At 61.0% G+C, this 19937-nt stretch carries 24 protein-coding genes; 14 read left to right on the top strand and 10 right to left on the bottom strand.

Features of this window, described 5'->3' with window-relative positions; genetic code table 11:
* Positions 1-68: 68 nt before the first annotated feature.
* The 3 genes from J5274_RS16555 to J5274_RS16565 form a co-directional block, all read right to left on the bottom strand.
* Entirely contained in the window at positions 69-1298 is a 1230-nt protein-coding gene (locus J5274_RS16555; protein ID WP_142823454.1) for a sugar ABC transporter substrate-binding protein, read from the bottom strand.
* A 79-nt stretch (positions 1299-1377) separates the two neighbouring features.
* Positions 1378-2280 carry a sugar phosphate isomerase/epimerase gene (locus tag J5274_RS16560; RefSeq protein WP_142823455.1) on the bottom strand — a complete coding sequence of 301 codons (903 nt, stop codon included), beginning with the start codon at positions 2278-2280 and terminating at the stop codon, positions 1378-1380.
* A gap of 26 nt (positions 2281-2306) precedes the next feature.
* A complete protein-coding gene (locus J5274_RS16565; RefSeq protein WP_142823456.1) occupies positions 2307-3341 on the bottom strand; it encodes a Gfo/Idh/MocA family protein in 1035 nt (344 codons plus the stop codon).
* A gap of 135 nt (positions 3342-3476) precedes the next feature.
* Here J5274_RS16565 and J5274_RS16570 point away from each other — a divergent pair, with 135 nt between their 5' ends.
* The 3 genes from J5274_RS16570 (at position 3477) to J5274_RS16580 (ending at position 5373) form a co-directional block, all read left to right on the top strand.
* A complete protein-coding gene (locus J5274_RS16570; RefSeq protein ID WP_142823457.1) occupies positions 3477-4514 on the top strand; it encodes a LacI family DNA-binding transcriptional regulator in 1038 nt (345 codons plus the stop codon).
* A gap of 87 nt (positions 4515-4601) precedes the next feature.
* Entirely contained in the window at positions 4602-4991 is a 390-nt protein-coding gene (locus J5274_RS16575) for a group II truncated hemoglobin (protein WP_142823458.1), read from the top strand.
* A 7-nt stretch (positions 4992-4998) separates the two neighbouring features.
* Positions 4999-5373, top strand: a complete 375-nt coding sequence (locus J5274_RS16580) for a DUF423 domain-containing protein (protein WP_142823459.1) — start codon at positions 4999-5001, stop codon at positions 5371-5373.
* 15 nt (positions 5374-5388) lie between these two features.
* Here J5274_RS16580 and J5274_RS16585 read toward each other — a convergent pair whose 3' ends face one another.
* The 5 genes from J5274_RS16585 to J5274_RS16605 form a co-directional block, all read right to left on the bottom strand.
* Positions 5389-5703: an antibiotic biosynthesis monooxygenase gene (locus J5274_RS16585; RefSeq protein WP_142823460.1), complete on the bottom strand. Its 315-nt coding sequence runs from the start codon at positions 5701-5703 to the stop codon at positions 5389-5391.
* Positions 5704-5732: 29 nt separating this feature from the next.
* Positions 5733-6008, bottom strand: coding sequence for a hypothetical protein (locus tag J5274_RS16590; protein WP_142823461.1), 276 nt, complete (start codon positions 6006-6008; stop codon positions 5733-5735).
* On the bottom strand, positions 6005-6400 hold the full coding sequence (locus tag J5274_RS16595; RefSeq protein WP_142823462.1) for a DUF2325 domain-containing protein: 396 nt from the start codon (positions 6398-6400) through the stop codon (positions 6005-6007). The genes J5274_RS16590 and J5274_RS16595 overlap by 4 nt, the downstream gene beginning before the upstream one ends.
* Before the next feature lie 124 nt (positions 6401-6524).
* Entirely contained in the window at positions 6525-7868 is a 1344-nt protein-coding gene (locus J5274_RS16600) for a cell envelope integrity protein TolA (RefSeq protein WP_142823463.1), read from the bottom strand.
* Between the two features lie 62 nt (positions 7869-7930).
* Positions 7931-8368, bottom strand: coding sequence for a hypothetical protein (locus J5274_RS16605; RefSeq protein ID WP_142823464.1), 438 nt, complete (start codon positions 8366-8368; stop codon positions 7931-7933).
* Positions 8369-8545: 177 nt separating this feature from the next.
* Between J5274_RS16605 and hemP the strand changes: the two genes are divergently transcribed.
* The 7 genes from hemP (at position 8546) to J5274_RS16640 (ending at position 13548) form a co-directional block, all read left to right on the top strand.
* A complete protein-coding gene (gene hemP / locus J5274_RS16610) occupies positions 8546-8716 on the top strand; it encodes a hemin uptake protein HemP (RefSeq protein WP_142823618.1) in 171 nt (56 codons plus the stop codon).
* 11 nt (positions 8717-8727) lie between these two features.
* Positions 8728-9786 (top strand): hemin-degrading factor, encoded by a 1059-nt coding sequence (locus J5274_RS16615; protein ID WP_219274683.1) that lies wholly within the window; start codon positions 8728-8730, stop codon positions 9784-9786.
* A 10-nt stretch (positions 9787-9796) separates the two neighbouring features.
* Entirely contained in the window at positions 9797-10723 is a 927-nt protein-coding gene (locus tag J5274_RS16620; protein ID WP_142823466.1) for a hemin ABC transporter substrate-binding protein, read from the top strand.
* 3 nt (positions 10724-10726) lie between these two features.
* Positions 10727-11851, top strand: coding sequence for an iron ABC transporter permease (locus tag J5274_RS16625; protein ID WP_142823467.1), 1125 nt, complete (start codon positions 10727-10729; stop codon positions 11849-11851).
* Between the two features lie 9 nt (positions 11852-11860).
* Positions 11861-12661: a heme ABC transporter ATP-binding protein gene (locus J5274_RS16630; protein ID WP_142823468.1), complete on the top strand. Its 801-nt coding sequence runs from the start codon at positions 11861-11863 to the stop codon at positions 12659-12661.
* A gap of 131 nt (positions 12662-12792) precedes the next feature.
* On the top strand, positions 12793-13137 hold the full coding sequence (locus J5274_RS16635; RefSeq protein WP_142823469.1) for a YqjD family protein: 345 nt from the start codon (positions 12793-12795) through the stop codon (positions 13135-13137).
* 9 nt (positions 13138-13146) lie between these two features.
* Positions 13147-13548, top strand: a complete 402-nt coding sequence (locus J5274_RS16640) for a hypothetical protein (protein ID WP_142823470.1) — start codon at positions 13147-13149, stop codon at positions 13546-13548.
* A 106-nt stretch (positions 13549-13654) separates the two neighbouring features.
* Here the strand turns inward: J5274_RS16640 and J5274_RS16645 are convergent, their stop codons facing one another.
* Positions 13655-14209, bottom strand: coding sequence for an RNA polymerase sigma factor (locus J5274_RS16645; protein ID WP_111222568.1), 555 nt, complete (start codon positions 14207-14209; stop codon positions 13655-13657).
* Positions 14210-14213: 4 nt separating this feature from the next.
* Positions 14214-14423, bottom strand: coding sequence for a NepR family anti-sigma factor (locus tag J5274_RS16650; RefSeq protein ID WP_111222567.1), 210 nt, complete (start codon positions 14421-14423; stop codon positions 14214-14216).
* Positions 14424-14672: 249 nt separating this feature from the next.
* Between J5274_RS16650 and J5274_RS16655 the strand changes: the two genes are divergently transcribed.
* The 4 genes from J5274_RS16655 (at position 14673) to preA (ending at position 19754) form a co-directional block, all read left to right on the top strand.
* Positions 14673-15467, top strand: a complete 795-nt coding sequence (locus J5274_RS16655; RefSeq protein WP_142823471.1) for a response regulator — start codon at positions 14673-14675, stop codon at positions 15465-15467.
* Between the two features lie 201 nt (positions 15468-15668).
* Positions 15669-16622 carry a sensor histidine kinase gene (locus tag J5274_RS16660; protein WP_142823619.1) on the top strand — a complete coding sequence of 318 codons (954 nt, stop codon included), beginning with the start codon at positions 15669-15671 and terminating at the stop codon, positions 16620-16622.
* A 442-nt stretch (positions 16623-17064) separates the two neighbouring features.
* On the top strand, positions 17065-18426 hold the full coding sequence (locus J5274_RS16665) for an NAD(P)-dependent oxidoreductase (RefSeq protein WP_142823472.1): 1362 nt from the start codon (positions 17065-17067) through the stop codon (positions 18424-18426).
* Between the two features lie 14 nt (positions 18427-18440).
* Positions 18441-19754, top strand: coding sequence for an NAD-dependent dihydropyrimidine dehydrogenase subunit PreA (gene preA, locus J5274_RS16670; protein WP_142823473.1), 1314 nt, complete (start codon positions 18441-18443; stop codon positions 19752-19754).
* Positions 19755-19937 lie beyond the last annotated feature (183 nt).

Genomic DNA, 19937 nt, shown 5'->3' on the forward strand with positions numbered 1-19937 from the left:
ACGGCCCCTTCCGGGAGGAAACTGTGGGGATGGCGGATCTGCACCGCCATCCGGCTAGAGTGCTGGTATCAGCCGAGCGCCTTGATCTTCTGGGCAGCCTGGTCGAGCGCGTCCTTCGGCGACATCTGGCCGGTGAGCGCCGCCTGGATGGCATCCTGGATCGCCTTGGAGATCTTCGCCCATTGTGGCGACGGACCACGCGGCTTGGCATATTTCAGCTGTTCGACGAAGGTCTTCAGAGCTGCGTCTTTCAGAGCATTGCCGGTCGGCGGGATGGTGATGTCGGAGCGGGCCGGCAACTGGCCGAAATCCTTGAACATCGTCGGGTCCTGGGACACGAAATATTCCACCACCTTGAAGGCTTCTTCCGGGTGCTTGCTCTTCGAGAAAATCGCCCAGTTATAGTCGCCCATGGCCGACGAGCGTTGTGCGCCTTCCTCAGGAACCGGCAGGAGCGCGGTGCCCCAGTCGAACTTGGCATCCTTCAACATGCGATCGATTTCCCACGGGCCGGAAATGACCATGGCGGCATTGCCGGAGTTGAACGTGGCGGTCGAATCCCATTGCCCGCGTGTCAGCGAATCGCGCGAGGCAAGCTTTTCGTCGATGATCTGCTTCCAGATGGTCAGTGCCTTTACAGCGCCATCCGTGTTGATGTGGTCGTAGGTGGCGCCGCCCATCTGTGCCCAGGGCAGGAACTGGAACGTCCCCTCTTCACCAGCCTTCGCTGAAAACGCCAGGCCGTAGACGTTCTTTGCCGGATCGGTCAGCTTCTTTGCATCCGCAACCAGCTCGTCCCAGGTCTGCGGCGGCTTGGCAGGATCGAGCCCGGCTGCCTTGAACATGTCCTTGTTGTAGTAAAGCGCGATAGTATTCGTTGCCTTCGGAACGCCGTAGTATTTGCCGTCCCACATCACCGACTTCAGCGGACCGGGGAAGTAATTGGCAGGCTTGACCACCGTCGACTTGGAAATCATGTCGGTGAGATCGAGAAAGGCGCCATGCGATGCGAACAGTGCATGGTCCGGATTGTCGATGGCGATGATGTCCGGCGCCTTGCCGGTCGAATAGGCGCGCATCGCCTCGCTGACAACGTCGTCGAACTGGATTTCGCGATATTCGATCTTGATGCCGTTGTTGAGCGCATTGAACCGCTTGGCAAGATCGGGGGCCGGTTGCCCATCCTTGTCCAGCGACCAGACGGTGATGACTGTGTCCTCTGCCCTCGCCGAAAGTCCGAATGCGGACACGCTGGCCAGAGCCAGGACGCCAAGCAACATGATTTTACGGATACCCATAATTCTCCTCCTTCTTGGTTATCCATTGGACCGGCGTCCTCCCGCCGGCCTTATGCACGTCTTCAGTATCCTGCGAAACTCAGGCGGCGATCGCGACGAAATCGCCACCGCGGCTCTTCTTCAGGTAATTCAGTCCGTGGACCTGACCGGTCATCTCCAACTCGTTGCGGTAGACCGGATCATGCCAGCCTTCGATGTCGATCGAGCCGGACCAGCCAGCCATCCGCAGCTCGGAGATGATGTCGGTCCAGTTGCTGTCGCCGAAACCGGGCGTGCGCATGAGGACGAATTCTTCCTTACCGAAAATGCCATGCTCCTTGATTACATCCCAGCGGATCGTCGCGTCCTTGCCGTGGACATGAAAGATCTTCGACGCCCACTTGCGGATCTGCGGCAGCGGCTCGATCAGGTAGACCATCTGGTGGCAGGGTTCCCATTCCAGCCCGATGTTGTCATCCGGAGTTTCGTTGAACATAAGCTCCCAGGCATCCGGATTGTGGGCGATGTTCCAGTCGCCGGTCGCCCAGTTGCCTTCCATGGCGCAGTTTTCGAAGGCGATCCTGACGCCCTTGTCGGCGGCGCGCTTGGCAAGCTCGCTCCAGATCTGCTTGTAGCGCGGCAGGCTGTCGGTCAACGGCTTGTTGCGGACGCGGCCGGTAAAGCCGGCAACGCAAGTGGCGCCAAAATGATGGGCGTTGTCGATACAATCCTTCCAGCCCTGCAGCGTCTGCAGGTCCATGTCGCCTTCCTCAAGCGGATTGCCGAACATGCCGAGTGTCGACATGGTGATATCGCGATTGCCGATGGCATCGATGCAGCGTTTGCCGAGCTCGGCAAGGTTCTGGCCGTTTGTCGTCTGCCAGAAGAACGGCTCGAAACTTTCGAAACCGAGATCGGCGATCTTGGAAATGCGCGCGGCAGCGTCCTCGTCGGAGGCCTTGACCATGGTGCCGATGCGGATGGAATTGGCTGGATTATTCACGATCTCTGTCCTTGTACTGAAGGTCTTCAGGCTGAAATGTCGATGCGTTGTCCGGACCTGGCGCTCTCGATGGCGCCAAGCACCATGGCAAGGCTGCGGATATTGTCGCTGCTCACCGTCTCAGGGGGCCGCCCGGTCTTTACGGCCTCGAGGAAGCTGGCGATGACGCTGGCATGACCGTGGGTCTCCGCCTCATGCTCGGGTCCCGGCACCTCGATCGGGGTAAAGCCATGCAGCAGCCCCTCCTCGTTGCCGGCGACCGTCGCCTCGAAAGCGTCCTCGCCATCCCAGGTCAGCATGCCCTTCGAGCCCGTCAGCCGCCACTGGCTTTCCCAGCTCGTCCGCCGCCCCTCGGCACACCAGGAGCCGCGATAGGTGAAAGTGACGTCGTCCGAAAATTCGAAGATGGCGTGGGCAGATGCACCGTCGCGGTACCATGAGCCTTTCGGGTTCGTCTCTACGCAATAGACGGCCAGCGGCTTGCGGTCGGCAACGAAGCGCGCCGCATCGAAGGTATGGATCGCCATGTCGAGCAGCAGCACATGATCCATCTCATCGCGAAAACCGCCGAAATGCGGCCCGAGGAAGAAATCGCAGTGTATGCCGGTCAGTTCGCCGATGGCACCGCTTTCCACAAAGCGCCGCAGGCGCCGGATGCCGGCGATATAGCGGCGGTTCTGGATGATGGCGTGCACCTTGCCGGTCTCCGCGGCCAGTTCGATCAGTGCCGCACCTTCCGCTAGCGATGTCGCCATCGGCTTTTCCGAGAGCACATGGCAGCCGGCTTTCAGCGCCGTCGACACGACGCCGAAGCGCGCAGCCGGAATGACGACGTCGAACACCATGTCCGCCTTCGTCCGGGCAATGACATCACCGAGATCGGAGCCTATGACGGCACCTTCGAGGCCGAACTCCTTGGCAAGGTTCTCAGCCGTCTCGCGGTTGAGATCGACGAGGCCGACAATTTTTATGGCAGCGGCTACCGCCGGGTCAGATGCGATGGCGCGCAACCAGCCTTTGGACATAGCTCCGCACCCGCACAAAATGGCATTGAATGTCAAAATCTTTTCCTCCGCCGGAGCGCGTCATCTCCCATGACAATGGCTCCGTAAACGTTTACGAGACTAGTCAGAAATGTTTTGCTGTGTCAAGAGAGGGAAAAACGGAATTTGCCGACCGAAGGAAAAACGCCGCCGATGAAGGGTATCCGACAGCTCGCCAAACACCTCGATATTTCGATCGGCACGGTCTCACGCGCCCTCAATGGCAAGGCCGATGTCAATGCCGAGACGCGTCAGCGTGTGCTCGCAGCAGCCGTCGAACTCGGCTATGTCGCCAACCAATCCGGCAGAAGCTTGCGCCAGGGAACGACCAACGTCATCGGCCTGATGATGGAATCGAGCAAGGAAACCAACGAGAACGGTGACAACTTCTTCCTAGGCCTCACCAGCGGGCTGCAGAGCGTGCTGTCGCGGCACAAGCTCGACCTTATCATGCTGCCCTGCCCGAGCGAAGAGGATCCGACCGAATACCTGCAGCGCATGGTCGCCCGCGGCATCGTCGACGGCATGATCATCTCTGCCACGCAGCGAATCGACCATCGTCTGGACCTCCTGTCACGCACCAAGATCCCTTTCGTCACGCTCGGCCGCAGCCAATCCGGCGGCGAATATTCCTGGGTCGATCTCGATTTCGACGGCGTCGCAAACAGCTCAGTCGACCGACTGATCGCCAAGGGCCATCGCCGCATTGCCGTCGCTGCCCCATCGAACGACGTCAATCTCGGCTACATCTTTCTCGACGGCTACCGGAATGCCCTGAAGCGCCACGGCATCGCATATGACCCGTCGCTGGTTTTCAGGGTCAAATCCAGCGAGCAAGGCGGCTACCAGGCGGCACACGAGATGCTGTTGCTTGACGACCGGCCAACGGCGATCATCCTCATCTACGAACTGATGGCGATCGGCCTTTACCGCCGGCTGACGGAGGCAGGCGTCATTCCCGGCCGCGACCTCGCCGTCATCGGCTTTCGCGAGGAGCCCCGCGCAAAATTCCTGCAGCCAACGCTGACCTGCTTTCGCATGTCGGTGCGCGATCTCGGTGTCGAACTGGCCGAGACCCTGCTGGCCACCATGCCCGCCTACGCGTCCTTCTATCCGAAAGGCGCCTGCAACACGATATGGCCGCTGGAGCTGGTGCCGGGCGAAAGCGATGGCTTCGAGCGGAAACCCTGACCGCAGCGCCGAAACGCCGCAGCCAGCCATCGAAGCTTGCGGGATTGTCGACCGCGCGGCATGTAGGATGCAAAGCAGGAGCCGGCGGTGAGCGAAGAGACGACCACATTGTATGAAGCCATCGGTGGCGCGCCAACGGTGCACGCGCTGACCGATCGCTTCTATGCGCTGATGGATACGCTTCCCGAGGCCGCCCGCTGCCGCGCCATCCACCCGCCGAGCCTCGACGGCAGCCGGGAGAAATTCTACGAATACCTGACCGGCTATCTCGGCGGCCCTCCGCTCTACACAGACAAGCGCGGCCATCCCCGCCTGCGCAGCCGCCACTTGCCCGCAGCTATCGGACCACTTGAGCGCGACGAATGGCTGCTCTGTTTTCGCCGCGCACTGGATGAGACGATTGCCAGCGAGCAACTCAGGGGCATCATCTGGGAACCGGTCGAGCGCCTTGCCCACCACATGCAGAACAAGGAATAGCAGCCCGATGAAAGCCTATGTCCGCCCAACCCTTCTGCTTATGTCCGGCATCTTCGGCTGCGCAGGCGTTGCCCTGGCCGCAGCATCCGCGCATGCCGGTGGCGATACGCACCTGCTGGCGTCGGCATCGGCCATGTGCCTCGCCCACGCGCCGGCCCTGCTGGCGCTCTACATCGGATATCGCAGCCTTCGCACCGCGCCGCTTGGCGGCCTGATGATGGGGCTCGGCACCCTGCTGTTCACAGCCGATCTGCTGGCTCTTTACGCAAGGGGAACCGGGCTGTTTCCGATGGCGGCCCCCATCGGCGGCTTCGCCATGATGGGCGGGTGGCTGGTCGTGGCAGCAGGCGCCTTCTTGCGGACAAGACCGACGCCCGATTGAGATCAGCCAGACGGCTCAGATGCCTAGGACCACGTTAAAACCCTCGAACACGGGATGGCCGATATAGACCGCCTTGTGATCGCCGGCATTGCGGTGGGACTTCCGAAAGCTCTCGGATTTGGTCCAGTTGATGAAATCAGCCTCGTTGGCCCAGGTCGTGTGCGAGGAAAACAGGGTGTAGCCCTCTTCTTCGTTTGTCTTGCTGCGCAACAGCCGGAACTCGACGAAGCCCGGAACTTCCGGCAGGCTGGAATCGCGATTTCTCCAGATGGATTCGAATTCCGCCTCGGAGCCGACGGCTACCTTGAAGCGGTTCATGGCGATATACATGGTAATCCCTTTCGAGCCCTACGGGCCTTTCAAGCCTTGGAAGAATATCGCCGATGTTTGCCCGATGCAGCGGCAAAGGCAACCACATTTCTCCCCGTCGCGGCATCGCGTCCGAAGGCTGCGACTGGCACCTCGCCCGGCGGACGGGCGGCCTCACGTGGAAAGACAATGACATCAGGCGCATGGGCCGCTGTACCCCGCCGCGCCATCAGCGCAGAAATCTCAGGCACTGCTGCGCCGCCCTCACCAGTCGGCGCCAGCCTGTGGAGGCCGATCATATTCACGCTGTCGGAGCTATCGGTCATTGTGTCGTAACCCGGTCGTTCATGGTGTGAAGGGCGCGCTCGAGGCTGGATTTGCTGCCGTTGCGCAAGGGGATGAAGGTCTTGCCGTAGCGCTTGCAGCCGGTCTTGACCCTCAGGCAGGCATCGTGGCTGATACAGTCGATAGGGCAGAAGACGCAGTCTACCGACTGCAGCGCGGTGTCGATGCGCGAGACCGCTTCCCGCAGCCCGCCGTCATGGTGCAACAGTTCGGCGCCGAAATTGCTGGCGATCTGGCGAAGATGGGCAACCTGGCAATCGCGTCCGCCGACATAGAGAAAGCTGCGGCCGTCCAATCGGGATTTACCCGTAGCCACTGGCGCAGCCTCGGTGATCGCCACCTCGCGGTTATCCCTTTTGCCCTTGCGCGCCATGCCATCACTCCGTTTTTCTGGTTTCATCCCGGCCCGATTTCGGTGGGCCTAGAGCGACCTTATTAAACTGGAGTATTCGAGTAAAGTATAAACTTGATTATTTTACTCATCTTATTTGTCTCCCCTAATTGCCTGTGACCTGCACCTCCTGGGTGAAGGTCCAGCTGGGCTTTCCCCACTCCGGCGGCAGCGACGGAAACGGTGCGGCACGGCGAACGCCGTCGAGCACGGCGGCATCCAGATCGGGGACGCCGGAACTGCGTGCGAGCGACACGGCACTCAGTTCGCCGCTGGCGCCGACCGTCAGCCGGACGCGTACGGTCATCGCGGCGGTCATGCGCCGGTACTCGGAGGGCACGCGCACCGAGCGGCGGATGCGCGACTGTACCTTGCCGGGATAGTTCGCCACGGCGGCGCTGCCCGATCCCTGGCGATTGCCGACTGCTGCCGAATTGCTGTCGGAGCGGGCTGTTTCGGTGCCTTCCGACGAGCCGCGCTTGGTATCCTGCTCGTTTTCCCCCTTCGAGCCAGACTTCATCTTCGCAGCTTTCGGCGGCGGCTTCTTCACCACGTCCTTCGGCTTCTGTACCTTCGGCGGTGGCGTCGGCTTCTCGATAGGCTTAACCGTCGCCTCCGGCGGAATGATCTCCGCTGGCGGCGCGGGCGGGACAGGAGCACTCGCCGCATCTGTCGGAGGTGCTGCCGGCGGTTTCGTTTCCTCGAGTGGGATCTCGGTCGCTTGCGGCTGGACGACGGTGGGTTCGGCCGGCACTTGCGCCGCCAGTACCTCCGGTTCGGGAGAAACGACAGTCTCCGGAGAGACCTGGCTCAACGCCTGCGTCGGCTGCACCGGATCAGGCTGAATAGCTTCCGGCACCGGTTCGGATGGCTGGACAGCGGGTGCGGGTTCGCTCGGCTGCGGCTCGACCGGAGTGACTTCGGCCGTTTCGGTCTTGCTCGGCTGGACGGCCTCGGCAACGATTTCGTCGGGCTTGGGAGGCTCCTTGTTCTCTTCGCCCGAGGCCTGTTGGTCTGCGTCGCCGTTTCCAAGCATGACGACACTGACACTGTCGCCGGCATCCTCGACAGGATCTTCCGGCAACGTCACGACGGCCGTCATCAGCGCCGAAAACACCGCTACGTGAAAAAGCAGCGAGCAAAGGCTTGCCGCAAGACCTGCCGTCCTCGTTCCCGCGCGGACCGTCCTTGGCGCGTCCGGCAGCAGGTCGATCGGCGGCGCTGCCGTGCCTGCTTCCGCCGCCGCGTCGGGATGCGCCGGATAGGACGCGATGCGGGTAAAGCGCGCATAGTGGACGACTGCCTCGGCAGCCGGGGGACGCGGGAATTCGTCAAGTCCCGACAGCTCGTGGGCCGGAAATATCGGCGGCGTGTTGTCGTTGACAACGGCTCCCATGCGCGGATCGATGCCGGCAAATGGTCTGGATCGGGACTTGGCTGGACTGGTCATGCGCTGCATCCGCCGCTCGGGGAATAGGCGGGCGGCCGGGATCTACCCCGACGCCCGGGATTTCAACCCTCGAAGGGGATTGGCGTCTGCGACCGGGTCGTCAGCGCCGCCTTGCATTCTCCGGCGGCCGGCCCGTCGCAAACTGGCGTGTCGTTGACGATGACCCGGGTGACCGCCTCGCATTTGAGGTTCGGCATATCGAATTGCCGCACCCGCTTCTTGCCCACCGGCAAATCGCGGAAATCGAGCACGGTCACTTTGTCGACGGCGTTCTTTTCGTTGAAAAATGCCAGTTCGAAGGAGATCTTGGCAATCGGCGTCGCCATGTCGTTCTCGGCGACGAAGGTCATCATGCATCCCTTTGCCGATGGCGTAAGAGCATTGAGCTCGACATTCAGGCGAGCAGCAACCGGTGTCTGTTGCTGGGCCGAGGCGGATCCCCCCGCTGCCGCGACGACAACATTGCAGACAAATAAACAGACGATCGTCTTCAAGCGCATAGGGCTCTCCTGCACCGGTTCAGGGCGGCAACGACCATGAGATGCGTTGCCTGAAAATTTAAACTTGACTCAGTTAGTATCCTATTGCGTCTTTAGGAAACCATGACTATGAGAGTCAAGATAAAACTCCGGGTAGACCGGCCCGATCCCATGATTTTGCAGGCAAAAACAAGCCAGATGATTGCTGATAAGACGCCAGCGACCCCACCGCCGCATGCGGTGCAGACGGTCAGGACGATCGAGAGCGCCGAGATCTTTCGCGGTCAGAACGAGATCGTCATTCGGCACGAAGATTTCATCTACCGACTGAAAATCACCCGACAGGGCAAACTGATACTCAACAAATAGGGCATTTGACGATGACGACCCCAACCCGACCAAGCCCCGCCGAAATCCGCAACTTCCGCGCCGAAAACCCGAAGATGCGCGAACGCGATATCGCAGCCCGTCTCGGCATCTCCGAGGCCGCCCTGGTGGCTGCCGAAGTAGGCCTCACGGCCATCCGTATCGACGCCAGCGCCAATCGCTTCCTGGAGCATGTGGAAAGTCTCGGCGAAGTGCTCGCCCTGTCGCGCAACGAAAGCGCCGTGCACGAAAAGATCGGCATCTACGAGAACATCAAGTCTGGCAAGCATTCCGCCATCGTCCTCGGCGAAAACATCGACCTACGGATTTTCCCGTCACGCTGGGTGCACGGCTTTGCAGTCACCAAAACCGACGGCGATGACGTCAAGCTGAGCCTGCAGTTCTTCGACAAGGCCGGCAGCGCCGTCCACAAGGTTCACCTGCGCCCCGCCTCCGATGTTGCCGCCTATCATGCGATGGTGGCGGCACTGCGTATTGAGGACCAGTCTCAGGAATTCGTCGAGGACATGTCCGGCTATGACAAGGGCAGCGTCGACGGCGAGGTCAGCCGCGACGAATTGCGCGACCACTGGGGCCAGATGAGGGATACCCACGAGTTCATCGGCCTGCTGAAGAAGCTGAAGATCGGCCGCCAGTCGGCCCTCCGGACAGTCGGCGACGATTACGCCTGGAAGCTCGACGGCGGCGCCGTCCAAACCATGCTGGAGGCTGCCGCCGCAGATGGCCTGCCCATCATGTGCTTCGTCGGCAATGACGGCATCATCCAGATCCATTCCGGTCCGATCGCCAGCATCAAGACGATGGGGCCGTGGATCAACGTGATGGACCCCACCTTCCATCTCCACCTGCGTCTCGACGACATCGCCGAGGCATGGGCGGTGCGCAAGCCGACCGCCGATGGCCATGTCAGCTCGCTCGAAGCCTATGGCGCCGATGGCGAGATGATCATCCAGTTCTTCGGCAAGCGCAAGGAAGGCTCGGACGAGCGCCCTGAATGGCGGAAGATCATCGAGGCCTTGCCGAAAATGGCAGCCGAAAGCGTTGCAGCCTGAGGATACGACGATGAAGTCCATTCGGAATTTGCACCGGATCAAGGCATGGCAGGCAGCGCTCACCCTGAGCGTCATGCTGATGCCGACGATCCCCGGAGCGACGGCATTCTACCACGTCGCCGGTCAGGCCAGTGCCGAGGAGGCGCGCAAGCTGGACACATCGCGGCTCGTGTCGATCGGCGGCGACATCACCGAAATCGTCTATGCGCTTGGCGAGGAACATCGGCTGATCGCCCGCGATTCGACCAGCGTCTATCCGGAAGCCGCCACGAAACTGCCGGATGTTGGCTACATGCGGGCGCTATCGCCGGAGGGCATACTGGCTGTCAATCCGACCGCCATTATCGCGGTGGAGGGATCCGGCCCGCCGGAAGCCGTCGCGGTGTTGCGCAATGCCAGCCTGCCGTTCGAAACCGTGCCGCAGGGCTACGACCGGGACGGTATCCTGAAGAAGATCGCCGCCGTCGGCACCCTTCTCGGCGTTCCCGACAAGGCCCGCGCGCTGGATGACAAGGTCGCCGCCGATCTCGACGCCGCCATCGCGGCATCAGACAAGCGGCCGCTCACGGAGCGCAAGCGCGTCTTGTTCATCCTCAATGCGCAGGGCGGCAAGATCATGGCATCCGGCACCGGGACTGCCGCCGACGGCATCATCACGCTCGCCGGCGCCATCAACGCCGTCGGCGTTTTTCCCGGCTACAAACCGCTGACAGACGAGGCGATCATCGAAGCCAAGCCCGACGTCATCCTGATCATGAACGGCGGCGGCGGACACGCTTTGAGCGACGAGGACCTTCTGAAGCAGCCCGCACTCGCCCTGACCCCAGCAGCGGAACACAAGGCGATCGTCCACATGGACGGGCTGCACCTTCTCGGTTTCGGGCCGAGGACTGCCAGCGCGATCCGCGACCTCAACCGCGCAATTTACGGAGGCTGAGCCATGGCAATCAGCGATACCGCCGGACACTCCCTGGGGATCGCGGCCAGGAGCCGCGATTGCCTCGCCCGTTATCGTGCCGGCGACCGGTCGCAGATCGCGGTCGTTGTGATCGCCACGCTGGCCGCCCTTGCTATGTTCGCCCTGCTGTTCTCGGTCACGACGGGCGCATCTGATGCTTCCGCATTCGATGTGGTCCACGATCTCTTTCGCGGGACCGGAGCCGCCACCGCGCTCAGCATGCGCGACCACATCATCGTCTTTGATATACGCCTGCCCCGCGCCATCCTCGGCTTCCTGATCGGCGCCTCCCTCGCCGTCTCCGGCGCCATCATGCAGGGCCTGTTTCGCAATCCGCTGGCAGACCCGGGCCTTGTCGGCGTCTCCTCCGGCGCAAGCTTTGGCGCGGTGGTGATGATCGTCCTCGGCAGCACGCTGGCGGCACCGATCTACGCCGTGCTCGGCATCTATGCCCTGCCGCTCGCCGCCTTTGCCGGTGGCCTCGTGACAACCCTGCTTCTCTACCGCATCGCCACTCGGGACGGTCAGACATCCGTTGCAACCATGCTGCTCGCCGGCATCGCGCTTGGCGCGCTGGCGATGGCGGCCACCGGCGTCCTCGTCTACATGGCCGACGACAGGCAGTTGCGCGACCTCACCTTCTGGAGCATGGGCTCGCTCGCCGGCGCCACCTGGACGAAGATTGCTGCCGCCGGGCCGATCATCGTCCTCTCGCTCGTCGCCATCCCGGTGATCGCCAGGGGCCTCAATGCGATTACGCTGGGAGAAGCCGCAGCCTTCCACATGGGCGTGCCGGTGCAGCGGCTGAAGACGGTCGCCATCCTCGTCGTGGCTGCGGCAACCGGCGCATCCGTCGCCGTCAGCGGCGGCATCGGCTTCGTCGGCATCGTCGTCCCACATGCCCTGCGCATGGTGATCGGCCCCGACCACCGCTACCTGCTTCCAGCCTCGGCACTGCTCGGCGGAACCTTGCTGATTTTCGCCGACGTGCTCGCCCGCACCATCGTCTCGCCGGCAGAAATGCCGATCGGCATCATCACCGCGGCCGTAGGCGGTCCTTTCTTCCTGTGGATCCTGCTGCGCAATCGCACCCGGCTCAGCCTCTAAGGACAACAAGTGATCGACGTTTCCAACCTCTCCGTCCGGCTTGCGGGTAAATCCGTGGTCGATGGCGTGAGCTTTACCGCCCGCCCTGGCCAGCTGACGGCAATCTGTGGGCCGAACGGCTCCGGCAAGACGACAGTAATTAAGGCGATCTCCGGCGAGCTTGCCTATGGCGGTTCGATCCGGCTTGGCAAGGACGAGGTCAGGACGATGAAGCCCTGGGCGCTCGCACTCTCACGGGGCGTCCTGCCGCAGGCGAGCACTCTCTCCTTCCCCTTCTCGGTGCGCGAAATCGTCCTGATGGGCGTCACCGCAGGCGCCAACAGCAAGCCGCAGCACGCGGAGAGGATCGCCATGGAGGCTCTCCGCGCCGTCGATCTCGCCGGTTTCGAGGGGAGGCTCTACGAGCAGCTGTCCGGCGGTGAGCAGCAGCGTGTGCAATTTGCTCGCGTGCTCTGCCAGATCCCACGGCCGGTCGTTGACGGCAAGCCCTGCTGGCTGCTGCTCGACGAACCTGTTTCCAGTCTCGATATCAGCCACCAGCTGGCGATCATGCAGCTGTCGCGCGCCTTCTGTGCGGCCGGCGGTGGCGTCATTGCGATTATGCACGATCTCAATCTTACGGCCCTCTTCGCCGACCAGATCGTGCTTCTGAAGTCAGGCCGGCTGGCCGCCAACGGCGCCGTTGCATCCGTTCTCAGCGACGAAAACCTGCATGCGGTGTTCGGCTGCGAGCTCCGCGTCAATCGGGTGCCCGACAAGGCGATCCCGTTTGTGCTGCCACACAGCGTGTTCGCCGAAGCAGGCGCCTGAGATGGAACTTTTCCACCATCGTCGCGTTCAGCTGTCAACGACATAGGTCAATGCCGACGGCTTAGTTTTGACGTTGGTAGTGGCCTCCCACGAAGAGACGCATTGGCGCGTTGACAATAAGGAGAACAAAAATGGCAAACTCCCTCCTCGATACCATCCGCAGCAAGCGCAATGGTGCTATCAGCGACATAGAAGACACCATCGAAGATCAGATGGACAACCTACGCGGCGAGATCGCTGCGCTTACCAAGCTCATCAGCAAGAACGGCGCCAGCCAGAGCAAGCGTATCCGCGCACAGGCCGAATCCGGCTATGAAGACCTGCTTGCCCGCAGCGAAGATCTGTTGCACCAGCTGCAGGACGGCTACGCTCGCAGCGCCAAGGAAGTCCGCGCCACTGTACGCGCGCATCCGACAGCCTCGATCGGCGCAGTTGCAGCCATCGGCTTGCTGTTCGTCTTGCTCGCACGCCGCTAAGGAACATCAATGCTGGGTCCCATCCTTGGCTTGCTGCTATCGGGCTCCGTGAAGAACACCGTTGCGCGCACCAAGCGCAACGGTATTTTCATTGCTATCGCAGCGGTCTTCATCCTCACCACATATGTGTTCGGCCTGTCTGCCCTGGCGCTCTGGCTTGGCACGATCTACGGCCCGCTCCACGCGTCGTTGATCTTAGGTGGCGGCTGCCTGCTGATCGCAGTTGCCATCCTTATCGTTATGGCCAGCATCAACGCGCAGGAAGCGCGCCGTGCGCGCGAAAAGCGGCTGGCTGCGCAATCCATGGCCACGGTGGGCCTCGGACTGTTGCGCTCGCAGCCGATGCTTGCTGCAGCCGTTGCCGGCGCGTTTCTGCTCAGCACCGTGATGGGCTCGCGCGACGACGACTGAGCGATCTCGCTCAAGCAATCCCGCCAAGCCAATAAAAAACCCGCCGCACTCTCGAAGTGCGGCGGGTTTATTTTGTGACAAATCAAAGCTGTAAACGATCAACGGATTAAAACGCGAACGCCCTTGAGGTCAGCGGCGAAGAGGTCGCATCCGGGCCGAAGTCAGCCTCTCCGGTGATCTGCAGCAGTTCCTGCAAACGTTGGCGGGCACGGTTGACGCGGCTCTTGATCGTACCGACGGCACATTCGCAAATCTCCGCGGCTTCTTCGTATGAGAAGCCGGAAGCGCCGACCAGGATGATTGCTTCACGCTGGTCAGCAGGAAGCTGTTCCAGCGCCTTACGGAAGTCTTGAAGATCGAGGGCGCCGTATTGCGACGGATGGGTCGCCATCGATTCCGTGAACAGACCATCGCTGTCCTGGATTTCCCGACCGCTTTTGCGCATCTGGCTGTAAAGCTCGTTGCGCAGGATGGTGAAGAGCCAGGCCTTCATGTTGGTGCCCATCTCGAAGTGGTCCTGCTTGGCCCAAGCCTTCATGATGGTATCCTGCACGAGATCGTCGGCACGGTCGTGGCGACCGATGAGGGAGATCGCAAATGCACGCAGGCTCGGCAGCGCAGACAGCATCTCGCGTTTGAAACTTGGTTGGACTTTATCCATGAGCCTACTCCCGCTCGACCGACTTTGCGGACGCCATTTCGACCTGGTCGAGTTTCTCAAGCAAATCGAGGAAGCGGTTCGGGATGGCTTCGTCCTGTGCAGCGGCATACAGGCTGCGTAGACGGCTGCCGATCTGGCTGTTTGGATCGAGGAGGTCCGCAACTCTAACATCGGGCCTTGGCTGTTCCGTGTCTTCCTGATGGGACGCTGTCATATATATTTCACTCTCGGACGTGTTGGCGTTAGGCTTGTTTCCGGGCGACACCGGAAACGCGGATTAGGGTTGTCAGGGACCGCATTTACGTTGTCATCGAGGCTGGACATGCTAGACCCAATATCACGTGGACGCATAATGCATGCAGCGAAAAAAAGTTCCAGCACCTCGGAACATTTCTGGTTGCCGGCTGTTATAAGCCTATTAAAGACGGTTAAACATGCCACGGCTACTGACGGGAGCTATTTTATGACACTTTCCACTCGAATTGCTCCGCATCTCCCCTACTTGCGTCGCTATTCCCGGGCACTTACAGGCACTCAGACCTCCGGCGACGCCTATGTAGCAGCCGTTCTGGAAGCCATTATTGCCGATATCTCCATCTTTCCGGACACTTCGAACGATCGCGTCGCGCTCTACAAGCTTTTCACCACCCTGTTCGGTTCGAGCTCGGTCCAGGTTCCGGAACCGACTTCGCCTTACGCCTGGGAGAAGCGTGCCTCTGCAAACCTTTCGAAGGTTTCGCCGGTAGCCCGGCAGGCCTTCATCCTGGCATCCGTTGAGAATTTCCGCATGCCTGAGATCGCCGAAATTCTTGGCCTCGACGAAGCCGAAACGGCTCGCCTGCTTGACAGGGCGTCTACCGAGATCTCCCGTCAGGTAGCAACCGACATCATGATCATCGAGGATGAGCCGCTCATCGCCATGGACATCGAGCAGATGGTCGAGAGTCTCGGCCACCGCGTGACCGGCATCGCCCGTACCCACGCCGAAGCCGTTGCACTCTACAATGCGACAAAGCCGAGCATGGTTCTTGCCGACATCCAGTTAGCAGACGGCAGCTCTGGTATCGATGCGGTCAACGACATTCTGAAAAACGCCAGCGTGCCGGTCATTTTCATCACCGCCTTCCCGGAACGTCTGCTGACAGGCGAACGCCCCGAACCGACATTCCTGGTGACGAAGCCGTTCAACCCGGACATGGTGAAGGCACTGATCAGCCAAGCGCTGTTCTTCAACGAATCGACGAAAGTCGCGGCCTGACATTCGATCCACGGAACAATAGAAAAGTGAAAGCGTTCCGTCAGCCCGGAGCGCTTTTACAAAACGACTTGCGATTTGGCTGATGTGCCCGCCTAGTCGGACACCCCGGGTTTCAATCCGGTTAGGCGAAGGAAAGGCATCTTGGTGAATAACGTTGATCCATCGTCCAGCTCACCGCTCGGGTTCGAGGGTAAGGCTGCTATGATGGAACGCGCACTCGGAAGTGCGGGCGTTTCGATCATCTACCAGGACGCCTGTCTCCTGGTATCCTATTTCGAGAACCTTCCCGAACATCTGACCGGCATCGCAGCCCTCGGAATTGACGATATCGCGTTGTTTGGCGAGAAGGATGGAAATCACATCCTGGGCCTGAAGCGCGACGTGCTCAGCAGCGGCAAACAGGCCAAGGCGGAAATCTCGATTCCCTCTGCAGAGGGCATAAAGATCTATGAAATCAAGATGGAACGGACCGATGGTGCCAGCCACGGCATCCTTTCCGTGATCTTCGAGGTGACTGAAAGCCGTCATCGCGAAAAGGTTCTAAAATCGCTTCTGCGCGAGCTGTCGCATCGCTCCAAGAACCTGCTTGCCATCATCCAGGGTATCGCAACCCAGACCGCGCGCAACACCCTGTCGCTGGATAACTTCCTGATCAAGTTCCGGGGACGCCTGCAGTCGCTGTCGAACTCGCAGGACCTCATTACAGATTCGAGCTGGCGCGGCGCCTACCTCTTCGAACTCGCCCAGAAGCAGTTTGCCCCCTACTGGCCGGACGCGAGCATTCCTGTTCCGATCCACGGCATCAATGCTCACCTGACGCCGAATGCCGCGGTGCATCTCGGACTGGCGCTGCATGAGCTCATCGTCAATTCCGCCACCCATGGCGCCATCGCCGCCGGCACGACCAGCATCACGCTAGACTGTCAGGCCGTCGAATGGGAAGGCAAGCAGGCCGTCGAAATCGTCTGGTCGGAAACGATCGTGACACCTGGCGCCGCCAATGATTTTGAAGACAACAGTTTCAGCAAGACGGTGCTGGAGCGCGTCGTACCGACGTCGATGAACGGCCGCGCCAAGCTCGGCGTCAGCCCCGAGCATCTCGACTACCGCTTGACGATTCCGGAAACGGAATACGAGATCCTGAAGCAATCCTGATCTCACCCCCCAGAAATAATGCATTTGAAGACGCAGAAAATCAGCCGTTGCGAGGGCGCGCAACGGCTGATTTATAACTCACCGGGAGGGGGACCGTGAGTAGACGTCCGACGACGCTTTGAAGGGGCGCGCACCTGGGTGGGTGCATTCATCATCAGGACACACTGATAACTGTCCAGCGTACCGCTGGTTCCACCGTATTCGAAATAATTCTCTCTTCTGGGCAGGAACCAGCTCGGCGCGTCTGCCGTGCAGGACCCCACAGCTGCATGCGGGGAATGGAAAGCGGAAAGCTCCCTAAACATAAGTCAATAAAAACAAATACCTAGAGACTAGGTTCCTCCCCTTGACCGGATTAAAATCTCCAAAAATTTACCGTTTGATAAATTTTTTTTCCTGAGTTAGCTTTTACGCACTGGCCGTTGATAAGAGGGAACTTAAAATGGGACGACTGGAAGCTGGGATTAAAAGTGGCCGACTGACCGCGGCGGAATACGGTCGAAACTTTTCCGACCTGCATCCGCGGCTCGGCGACCACGAGGCGCTCGTCGAATCCGATCGCTGTTATTTCTGTTACGATGCACCGTGCATGACGGCCTGTCCTACCTCGATCGACATCCCGCTGTTCATCCGCCAGATCTCGACCGGGAACCCCATCGGCTCTGCAAAAACGATCTTCGATCAGAATATCCTGGGCGGCATGTGCGCCCGCGTCTGTCCCACCGAGCAGCTCTGCGAGGACGTCTGCGTCCGCAACACGGCCGAGGAACGACCAGTGGCGATCGGCCGCCTGCAGCGCTACGCGACGGATGCGGCGATGGCGGCTCAAAAACAGTTCTATACGCGCGCCGAGCCGACCGGCAAAACCATCGCCGTGGTCGGTGCCGGCCCCGCCGGTCTCGCCTGCGCCCATCGGCTTGCCGTCAATGGCCACGCCGTCGTCATCTTCGATGCCCGTGAAAAGGCTGGCGGCCTCAACGAATACGGCATCGCCACCTATAAGGCCGTCGATGATTTTGCCCAGCAGGAAGTCGATTACGTCCTGTCGATCGGCGGCATAGAAGTCCGCAACGGCCAGATGCTCGGCCGCGATTTCACGCTCGGCGAACTCAGCGCCAAATACGACGCCGTCTTCCTCGGCCTCGGCCTTACCGGCGTGAATGCCTTGAGGGCTGAAGGCGAGGATCTCGAGGGCGTGGCGGACGCCATTTCCTATATCTCGGACCTCCGCCAGATCGCCGACAAAGCCGACATCGCCATCGGCCGCCGTGTCGTCGTCATCGGCGGCGGCATGACGGCAATCGATGTTGCCGTCCAGGCCAAGCTGCTCGGTGCCGAAGAGGTGACGATCTGCTACCGTCGGGGCAAGGAACACATGAACGCCTCCGAGTGGGAGCAGGACCTGGCCGCCTCTAAGGGCGTCATGATCCGCCATTGGCTGGCACCGAAGCGCATCATCGAAAAGGACGGCAAGGTAGCCGGCATCGAGGTCGAATATACCGAGCTTCGCGATGGCCGCCTCACCGGCACCGGCGATACCGGCGTCATCGCTGCCGACCAGATTTTCAAGGCCATCGGCCAGACGCTCGTGGCGTCCGGCATCGAAACTCTGCAGATGGAGGCAGGCCGCATTGCCACCGACGCAGACGGAAAAACCTCGGTCGACGGCATATGGGCCGGCGGCGACTGCATTGTCGGAGGAGACGACCTGACGGTGTCAGCCGTGGCACAGGGCCGCGACGCTGCCGAATCCATCAACCGCACGCTGGCTGCCGTCGCGCACCCCGCCGCTGCCGTCGCCTAAGGGGAGAGTGAACAATGGCTGATCTGCGCAATAATTTCGTCGGCATCAAATCCCCCAACCCCTTCTGGCTGGCCTCGGCACCGCCGACGGACAAAGCCTACAACGTCAACCGCGCCTTCGAAGCCGGCTGGGGCGGCGTCGTCTGGAAGACGCTCGGCGAGGACGGGCCACCTGTGGTCAACGTCAACGGACCGCGCTATGGCGCCATCTGGGGCGCCGACCGCCGCCTGCTCGGGCTCAACAACATCGAACTCATCACAGACCGCGACCTCCATACGAACCTGCGGGAGATGAAGGAGATCAAGATGAAATGGCCGGATCGGGCGCTGATCGCCTCGATCATGGTTCCCTGCGAGGAGCAGGCTTGGAAGGCGATATTGCCGCTGGTCGAGGAAACCGGCTCCGACGGCATTGAACTCAATTTCGGCTGTCCTCACGGCATGTCGGAGCGCGGTATGGGTGCTGCGGTCGGACAGGTGCCGGAATATATCGAGATGGTCGTTCGCTGGTGCAAGCAATACACCCGCATGCCGGTCATCACCAAGCTGACACCAAATATCACCGACATCCGCAACCCCGCCCGCGCTGCCAAATCCGGGGGAACCGACGCGGTATCGCTGATCAACACCATCAACTCGATCGTCTCGGTGGATCTCGACAATTTCGCCCCGAACCCGACTGTCGGCGGCAAGGGCAGCCACGGCGGCTATTGCGGCCCCGCCGTCAAACCGATCGCGCTCAACATGGTGGCTGAGATCGCCCGCGATCCGCAGACCCACGGCCTGCCGATTTCCGGCATCGGCGGCATTACCACATGGCGCGACGCCGCAGAATTTCTGGCACTTGGCGCTGGCAACGTCCAGGTCTGCACCGCCGTCATGACCTACGGCTTCAAGATCGTCCAGGAAATGATTACCGGCCTCTCCGACTGGATGGACGAAAAGGGTCACCGGACGCTCGACGATGTCATCGGCCGTGCCGTTCCGAATGTCTCCGACTGGCAGTATCTCAACCTCAACTACATCGCCAAGGCCAAGATCGATCAGGATGCCTGCATCAAATGCGGCCGCTGCTACATCGCCTGCGAGGATACCTCGCACCAGGCGATCACCAACATGGTCGATGGCATCCGGCATTTCGAGGTGAAAAACGAGGAATGCGTTGGCTGCAATCTCTGCGTCAGCGTCTGTCCGGTCGAAAACTGCATCACCATGGAGGAACTCCCGGCTGGCACGCTGGACACACGGACCGGCAAGATTGTCGACCCGAACTACGCCAACTGGACGACGCATCCCAACAACCCCATGGCACGCCAGGCCGCCGAATAGCCTTTCGTCCTCAGTCAGCCGTTATCGATATTGGAACGGGGCCCGCACCATGTTTTTTGCTACGTGGCGGCCCCCTGCTGTCGGATCGACCCGCACGGGAATGCCAGGCCGGCAATCGAAACCGGCAACGTAGGCGTTATACAATTGGCGATTCCATGAAAAGTAACCGAAAACTCGGCTTTG

The sequence above is a fragment of the Rhizobium sp. L51/94 genome (genome assembly GCF_019355555.1).
GTDB lineage: Bacteria > Pseudomonadota > Alphaproteobacteria > Rhizobiales > Rhizobiaceae > Rhizobium > Rhizobium rhododendri.